Here is a 7022-nt window from a genome sequence, read left to right as displayed (position 1 = left end):
GTTTTGCGAAAAATATCATATAACGTAGCAAGGCTGATGCAATTAGAAGATCCTGTGAACCGGATACAGATGATAGATATAATGGATGAAGTGGACTCGGATCTTACATGTGTGGCAAAGTTTATTTTTGAACCAATTCCCAGTATGTATTGATTTTTGAGAATAACAATACCTTTACTCCTTTTGATGACGCATAGGGATAACTATGCGCTTTTTTATGCTGAATATAGGATAATAACATCTCAAAAAGCAACTACTCCACCTGATTATGGCATTCTCCTGCACAAAAACTTCTTCATGAAACAACCCTAAAGAATAGAAAATAGAGCTTGAAAAAACGGTAAAATATGGTATTATAACCTTAACAGAGTTGCCAGGTGCGAATAACACTTGGGACCAAGCCGAGCGTTGAGCTTGGCTTTTTTACTTTATGGAGAATATATGGATTTAAAGAAACCGTACACAATAGATGAACAGATAAAAAAGCTAAAAGATCATGGAGTAGTAATATCTGATGAGGCATTTGCAAGAGATGTACTTCAGAAAGTCAGCTATTATAGACTTTCGGGATATATGTTGCAATATAGACTGTCAACTGATAGCCATGAGATGATTAAAGGTATTCGTTTTGAAGATATTTACACGGTTTATTGCTTTGATGAAGAAATCAGATCATTGCTTAGACAATATATTGAAAAAGCAGAATTCTTTTACAAAGATTTGATAGGAAATAAATTTGCGGAGCTAAAATGCCAGACACCACCATATGATCAGCATTATGATGTGAAGAACTATTACGATAAAGTTGGAATTACAAAGACATTGCAGAATTTCACTAAAGAGAAGTCATATTATAAAGACAGCGCAATAGTTAAGCACCATTTCAATAAATATGCTGATAAGATGCCGGTATGGGTTATGCTTGAGCTGATGACCTGTTCAAGTGTTTCTCTGTTCTACCATGCATTGTATATATCAGATAAGAATGTGATAGCAACGCAGGTTGGCATAAGTACATCAACGCTTGAAAATCACCTACATGCATTATCTGTTCTAAGAAATAAGTGCTCTCATGGTGTGCGTTTGTATAATTCTACGATGAATCCTCCGGTAAAGTTCAATAAGAGTTTTTTGAGGAATAACACGGCAATAAGGAATGATTCTCTGTTTGCGTATATACTCATGCTGATTAAGAGGCTACCTTCTGATGATGAAAGGAAGCAACTTAGAGATAAGCTTAATCGTATAGTTAAGAAATATGAGAAGGATATAGATCTTAACCTTATAGGATTTCCCAAAAACTATAGGGAACTTATGTATATAAAGAATTTGAAGAATATTACTTAGAATTGCCACCAGCTGCACACAGTAGCCCTTAGCTTTCTACCGTACGCAGCAGGTAAACAGCAACTCGCCCTAGAAATGCCCAAAACAAGGCACTAAAGGCAGTGAAATAGTTCTCAAAGAGATAATCGTTTCACAACGTATTATGTCTTTGGACAATCATATACGACTTATTACACCTCAGGGCAACTGTTCTGGGGTGTTTTTTTATTGAATTGTGATAATCGATAAAAGTGTAGAATTCTACAACTTTGTTGATTAAGATAAAGCGAAGTGATAATATGTAATTGATAAAAATGTAGAATTCTACAATTTAGGAGATTATATGATAAAGCGAGATAGATATCTAAATCAGTTGATCAATGCCAGAAATAATGGATTTCCGAAAGTGATAACAGGCGTAAGAAGATGTGGAAAATCTTTTATTCTTAAAGAAATTTATAGAGAATATTTGATTTCGGAGAAAGTTCCAGAGAGTAGGATAATTATCCTGGAATTGGATGATGATAAAAACAGCAAGTATCGCGATCCTTTAGAACTAGGAGCTTATATAAGGGGAAAATGCAAAGAAAAAGATAATTACTATGTTTTTATAGATGAAATACAGAAGGTATATTCTATAATCAATCCAAATTTCACTGATGGTAAACATATTTTGGCTGATGCTAATGATACTGAAGTAATTTCATTCGTAGACGTTGTCCTTGGCCTATCAAGAGAAAAAAATATAGATTTATATGTGACGGGATCAAATTCTAAAATGTTGTCTTCGGATACTGTTACTGAATTTAGAGATAAGGCAACAAACATAAAGCTGTCTCCACTGTCATTTGAAGAATATTATGGATATGTCGGAGGATCAGCAACTGAAGCAATATATACATATATGCAATACGGTGGAATGCCGTTAGCTGTATTAAAAAGCGACGAAGAGAGAAAAGAATATCTAAAGAGCTTGTTCGCTACGACATATTTCGCTGATATTGTTGAAAGAAATCAGTTGAAAAAAGGAGAGGCCTTGGATGAACTCTGTAATATAATTAGTTCCTCAACAGGTTCATTACTTAATTCAGAAAAAATAGCCAATACCTTTGAAAGTGCCAGGCATGAAAAAATTGATAAACAGACAGTTGAAAACTATATCGGTTACTTGAAAGATGCTTTTCTTTTACATGAGGCAAAGCGTTATGATCTAAAAGGAAGAAAAGAAATAGGAGCACTTAGAAAGTATTATTTCTGCGATACCGGATTACGAAATGCCCGCTTAAATTTTGCGTTTCCGGATGAAGGACAAATGCTTGAAAATATTGTCTATAATGAGCTTTGTTATAATGGATATTCTGTTAATGTTGGAGTATTTGATACTGTTGAAAAAGATAAAAACGGAAAATCTATAAGGAAGAATAACGAAGTGGATTTCTATGCCACTAAAGGGTTAAGGTCTCTTTATATTCAGGTGACTGTAGATATTTCTAATACAGATACAAGAGAAAGAGAGATTCGACCATATTTTAAGTTGAATGATCAAGTACTAAAGCTTCTTGTTGTAAATAAACCAATTAAAGAAACCATGGATGAAAATGGCTTCACTATAATAGGGATTGCTGATTTTTTAATTCGATACATTAAATAGAGATGCTAAAAGTGATAAACTAATACCTCAATAGCGAAAGGGAAGATTGGTATGGAGAATATTTTTTTACAAGGCTTAAAAGAAAACAACATAAATAAGCTTTTAGCTGCACCAAAAAGCGACCTCCACAATCACTCAACCAAAGGATGCAGAAGAGAGTGGCTTGCCCAGAAACTGAATGTTGATATTCCTAAGCCACCACAGCACCTAGAAGGGCTTGAAGGTATGCAGACATGGTTTAGGTCCTCTATAAAGCCCTTTTGTGATGGCTATGAGAATATGCTGCTTAGATGGGAGGGCGCTTTTGCTGAGGCTGAGCGAAATAACATAACTCGTCTTGTTATGAATTTTGGTACTGCTGAAGTGGACCAGGTAGGAACTGTAAAAGAGTTCCAAGAGCTTATTGAAGGATTCCATAAAACATACTGCCCGGATAGTATTTTTGAGGCTGAGCTTACATATCCCGCCTTTGGAAACGTGGAAGAAGAGACTGATGAACTAGATAAATATGCCGATTTAGGATATTTCAAGGCAATTGATATTTGCGCAGGAGAAAATGTTCAGCCATTTGAAGCCTTTTTGCCACTATATAGAAAGGCTGAGAAGTACCATTTGACAAAGAAGATGCATGTTGGAGAAACGGGTTCGGCTGAGTACGTAAGAAGGGCTGTAGAGACTTTGGGCCTATCAGAAGTTCATCATGGAATTAATGCATCAACATCCAAAGAAACCATGAGATTTCTAGCTGATAATCATATACAGGTTAATGTCTGCCCCAGCAGTAATGTAATGCTGGGTTTTGCAAAGGATTATAAAACACACCCAATCAAGACATTGGTAGAAAATGGTGTTAGGGTGACCATAAATACTGATGATCTTCTAATTTTTGACTCCTCAATTGAAAATGAATATCTTAGACTATACAGGGCGGGTACACTGAGCGCAGAGCAGCTTAATGAGATAAGGCAAAAAGAAGTTGTTGAAAGGAATCTTTTTTGAGTAGATGAAAAAGTTTACTATAGTTGCGGGAGCTAATGGCGCAGGTAAATCTACGTTATATCAGCTTGATCCGGATCTTAAATGTGAAAACAGAGTAAATGCGGATGAGATACTTAAGGAATCTGGAGGAGATTGGAAGAATCTGGCTGATATTTTTAAAGCCGGGAAAAGAGCAGTTACGCTTCTTAACTCATATATAGAAGAAGGAGTAAGCTTTAACCAGGAAACTACATTGTGTGGTAATTCGGTAATCAGAAATATTACAAGAGCAAAAGAGAATGGCTATTTAATTGAAATAGAAACTACGTTTGAAATGAATCCCGGAAATCATTTCAAAGATGCGGATCTGCGTCTTGCAAAGGGAATAGCCTGGATACTTAAATGATCTTAACTATTAAATAATTAACATCAAGAGAAAGACCAAAGAGAGCGGCCATGACAAATACAGAGCAGACCACACAAAATATGACCTCAGGAAACAGTATGAAACAGATCATACTGTTCTTTTTGCCCTTATTATGGGGAAATCTTTTCCAACAACTATATAGTCTTGTGGATAGCATTATAGTTGGCAAAGGAATCTCGGATCAGGCGCTGGCTGCTGTTGGGGCAACCGGGACACTTAACTTCCTTATACTTGGATTTGTTGTGGGGATGACCAGAGGATTTGGCATAACCTTTGCCCAGAGCTTTGGAAAAAACGATATGGCTATGCTGAATGCATACATCAGAGCAGCCAAGAAGCTCAGTATCACGTTTGGAATAGCCTTTACTGTTGTATGCGTTTCTTTGCTCAATAAGATGCTGACGTTCTTGAACACTCCTGAAGATATCTTTGACGATTCGTATAGATATTTTGCTGTGATCTTATTGGGAATTGTAGTGACGGTTATGAATAACCTTGAGATTACAATTCTCCAGTCAATGGGAGATTCCAGAACGCCCCTCACTGCTATGATCTGTTCATCACTCGTGAACATCATGCTTGATATTATTTTCATAATGGCCTTTGGCACAGGAGTTGTCGGAGCAGCAGTGGCAACAGTGGTCTCTCAGTTTGTATCATACCTTTTGTGCCTTAAAAAGCTTAGAACCATCGATTTTATGAGTCTGGGAAAAGACACGTCAGAAATAGCAGATGAAAAGAATATATTGGTTGAACTGATGAAAATAGGGCTTCCTGTGGCACTTATGAATTCGGTCACAGCTGCAGGGGCCATGGTATTGCAGTACTTCGTAAATCTTATGGGAAGCGCATATGTGGCAGCCTATTCAGCCTGCATGAAATTTGCATCACTCTTTGAGCAGTTCGGAATGTCCGTAGGTCTTTCCATGATGACCTTTGTGGGGCAAAATAAGGGCGCTGGCAAATATGACAGGATACGCACAGGAGTAAGACAGGGCCTGATGCTCTCTACACTTGTGAATGTGCCTATATCGCTCCTTATGATATTTGTGCCCGGAAGCCTGGCAAGGATGCTGCTGACTGACAACATAATAATCGGTTATTGTACCGATTTCATGCCAATCATGGGAATAAGCTTTTTTGCCCTGGGCTGGCTTTTTGTATACAGATACTCTGTTCAGGGGTTGGGCAATACCTTTATACCAATGCTCTCAGGTGGGCTCGAAGTCATTATGAGACTGATCTTTGGCTTTTTGGTAGGAAGGAACGGGTTTAAGGGAATTGCCATTTCTGAAGTATCTGCATGGATAGGCGCTTTTCTGATGCTCATGGTGACATACTATTTTTTAATTGGCAAAAGAACTAAAGCAATAGCATAAAGTAGCAATAAAAAGACTCCCTGGATTTTTTATCCAAGGACTCCTTTTTTTGCATTGGCAAGGACTACATGATAGCGTATATAACAACCAAAAGAGAAATAATGGTCCCTGGGGACGGGGTTAGTGGTCCACTTTTGGGCTTAAAGATTAAGGGTAAGGCTTGCCTATTTTGATATGACTTTATAAAAATGTAAGAAAGCAATATGGAATGAAGAACAGAGCAATAAATCGTTAAAAATATAGAATTCTACAACTCTGTTGATTATGAAATCAGGAATTGATCTGTCCCATGTTGCTGATGGTGTATATAATGGTCATAGTGAGACGGATCTGGTCAAGGTTGATGTTCGAGTAACAGTAGCTGATGGGAGAATAGAAGATATCGAAATCAAGAAAGAGAATTGGTGTGAAGATGCTGAAAAGATTGTCGGATAGAATCTGGTACTATCCCATGGAAGAGGAGCGAGACAGGCCTAATCTAGGATATATACGTGGAGATAACTGGAGTCTTGCTGTTGATGCGGGCCATTCAGAGGCACATACCAGGGAATTTTATGAGGCATTGGAAGAGAATGGTTTACCGCTTCCAAAACTCACTGTGATCACGCATTGGCACTGGGATCATACATTTGGAATGCATGCGGTAAATGGGCTTTGTCTTGCTAATGAACGCACGAATGAGTATTTGCTTGATTTCAAGCGTAGGCTATCTCAGGAAGGGAACGAGTTCTTCCTGAACATGCATGAGAGCATACGTAATGAGTATTCATATAACAAACCGGTGATAGTAACGCCGGCAGACATTGTTTTTCATGACAGCATGGTGCTGGATGCAGGCAATTGCCCAATTAAGATTTTTCAGGCTGAATCACCTCATACAGATGATTCGACTCTAATTGAAATTTCCCAAGAAGGAGTTTTGTTTGTTGGGGACGCAACCTGTGGGTCATTTCCTGAATGGAAAAAGAATCCTGTACTGAGTAAGAAATTATCCGAAATCATAATGAAATCAGAGGCGGCTATTTGCCTTGAAGGACACTGGGTTCCAGTTCCGAAAGAGGATACAATTCGAGATCTGTTAGAGGAAGTGGATGAATAAAATGAAGATGGTTACATACTATGATGATGACCTTTTACTTTATATGGCTAAAGATGTTTAACTTTCAGTAGTATAGACGATGACGAATCGAGGTTTATGGAGCTGAGTACATCTTCTTGACCTGGCGGTCAAGAAGCATCCCTCGCTCTAAAGAGCTCGGTC

The 7022-nt window shown here is 37.8% G+C and carries 7 protein-coding genes; all 7 read left to right on the top strand.

Annotation, left to right across the window (positions count from 1 at the left end):
- Window positions 1-441: 441 nt before the first annotated feature.
- The 7 genes from BLR42_RS02780 (at window position 442) to BLR42_RS02755 (ending at window position 6860) form a co-directional block, all read left to right on the top strand.
- Window positions 442-1347: an Abi family protein gene (locus BLR42_RS02780; protein WP_091866448.1), complete on the top strand. Its 906-nt coding sequence runs from the start codon at window positions 442-444 to the stop codon at window positions 1345-1347.
- Between the two features lie 322 nt (window positions 1348-1669).
- Window positions 1670-2977: an ATP-binding protein gene (locus tag BLR42_RS02775; protein ID WP_091866446.1), complete on the top strand. Its 1308-nt coding sequence runs from the start codon at window positions 1670-1672 to the stop codon at window positions 2975-2977.
- Between the two features lie 51 nt (window positions 2978-3028).
- Window positions 3029-3976 (top strand): amidohydrolase family protein, encoded by a 948-nt coding sequence (locus tag BLR42_RS02770; RefSeq protein ID WP_091866443.1) that lies wholly within the window; start codon window positions 3029-3031, stop codon window positions 3974-3976.
- 4 nt (window positions 3977-3980) lie between these two features.
- Window positions 3981-4361, top strand: a complete 381-nt coding sequence (locus BLR42_RS02765; protein ID WP_091866441.1) for a hypothetical protein — start codon at window positions 3981-3983, stop codon at window positions 4359-4361.
- Between the two features lie 50 nt (window positions 4362-4411).
- The gene (locus tag BLR42_RS02760; RefSeq protein WP_091866439.1) at window positions 4412-5761 is read left to right on the top strand and encodes an MATE family efflux transporter; all 1350 of its coding nucleotides are present in this window, start codon (window positions 4412-4414) and stop codon (window positions 5759-5761) included.
- Window positions 5762-6025: 264 nt separating this feature from the next.
- On the top strand, window positions 6026-6196 hold the full coding sequence (locus BLR42_RS22590) for a hypothetical protein (RefSeq protein ID WP_170832613.1): 171 nt from the start codon (window positions 6026-6028) through the stop codon (window positions 6194-6196).
- The gene (locus BLR42_RS02755; RefSeq protein ID WP_091866436.1) at window positions 6174-6860 is read left to right on the top strand and encodes an MBL fold metallo-hydrolase; all 687 of its coding nucleotides are present in this window, start codon (window positions 6174-6176) and stop codon (window positions 6858-6860) included. Before BLR42_RS22590 ends, BLR42_RS02755 begins: the two co-directional genes overlap by 23 nt.
- Window positions 6861-7022 lie beyond the last annotated feature (162 nt).

Origin of the sequence: Butyrivibrio sp. INlla16 (assembly GCF_900104155.1) — a bacterium.
GTDB lineage: Bacteria > Bacillota > Clostridia > Lachnospirales > Lachnospiraceae > Butyrivibrio.
Note: the sequence above shows the minus strand (reverse complement) of the source record. Positions and strands in the feature narration are given on the sequence as shown.

Coding starts and splice junctions, on each gene's coding strand:
- BLR42_RS02780 (WP_091866448.1), top strand. CDS start 442: ATGGATTTAAAGAAACCGTACACAATAGATGAACAGATAAAAAAGCTA.
- BLR42_RS02775 (WP_091866446.1), top strand. CDS start 1,670: ATGATAAAGCGAGATAGATATCTAAATCAGTTGATCAATGCCAGAAAT.
- BLR42_RS02770 (WP_091866443.1), top strand. CDS start 3,029: ATGGAGAATATTTTTTTACAAGGCTTAAAAGAAAACAACATAAATAAG.
- BLR42_RS02765 (WP_091866441.1), top strand. CDS start 3,981: ATGAAAAAGTTTACTATAGTTGCGGGAGCTAATGGCGCAGGTAAATCT.
- BLR42_RS02760 (WP_091866439.1), top strand. CDS start 4,412: ATGACAAATACAGAGCAGACCACACAAAATATGACCTCAGGAAACAGT.
- BLR42_RS22590 (WP_170832613.1), top strand. CDS start 6,026: ATGAAATCAGGAATTGATCTGTCCCATGTTGCTGATGGTGTATATAAT.
- BLR42_RS02755 (WP_091866436.1), top strand. CDS start 6,174: ATGCTGAAAAGATTGTCGGATAGAATCTGGTACTATCCCATGGAAGAG.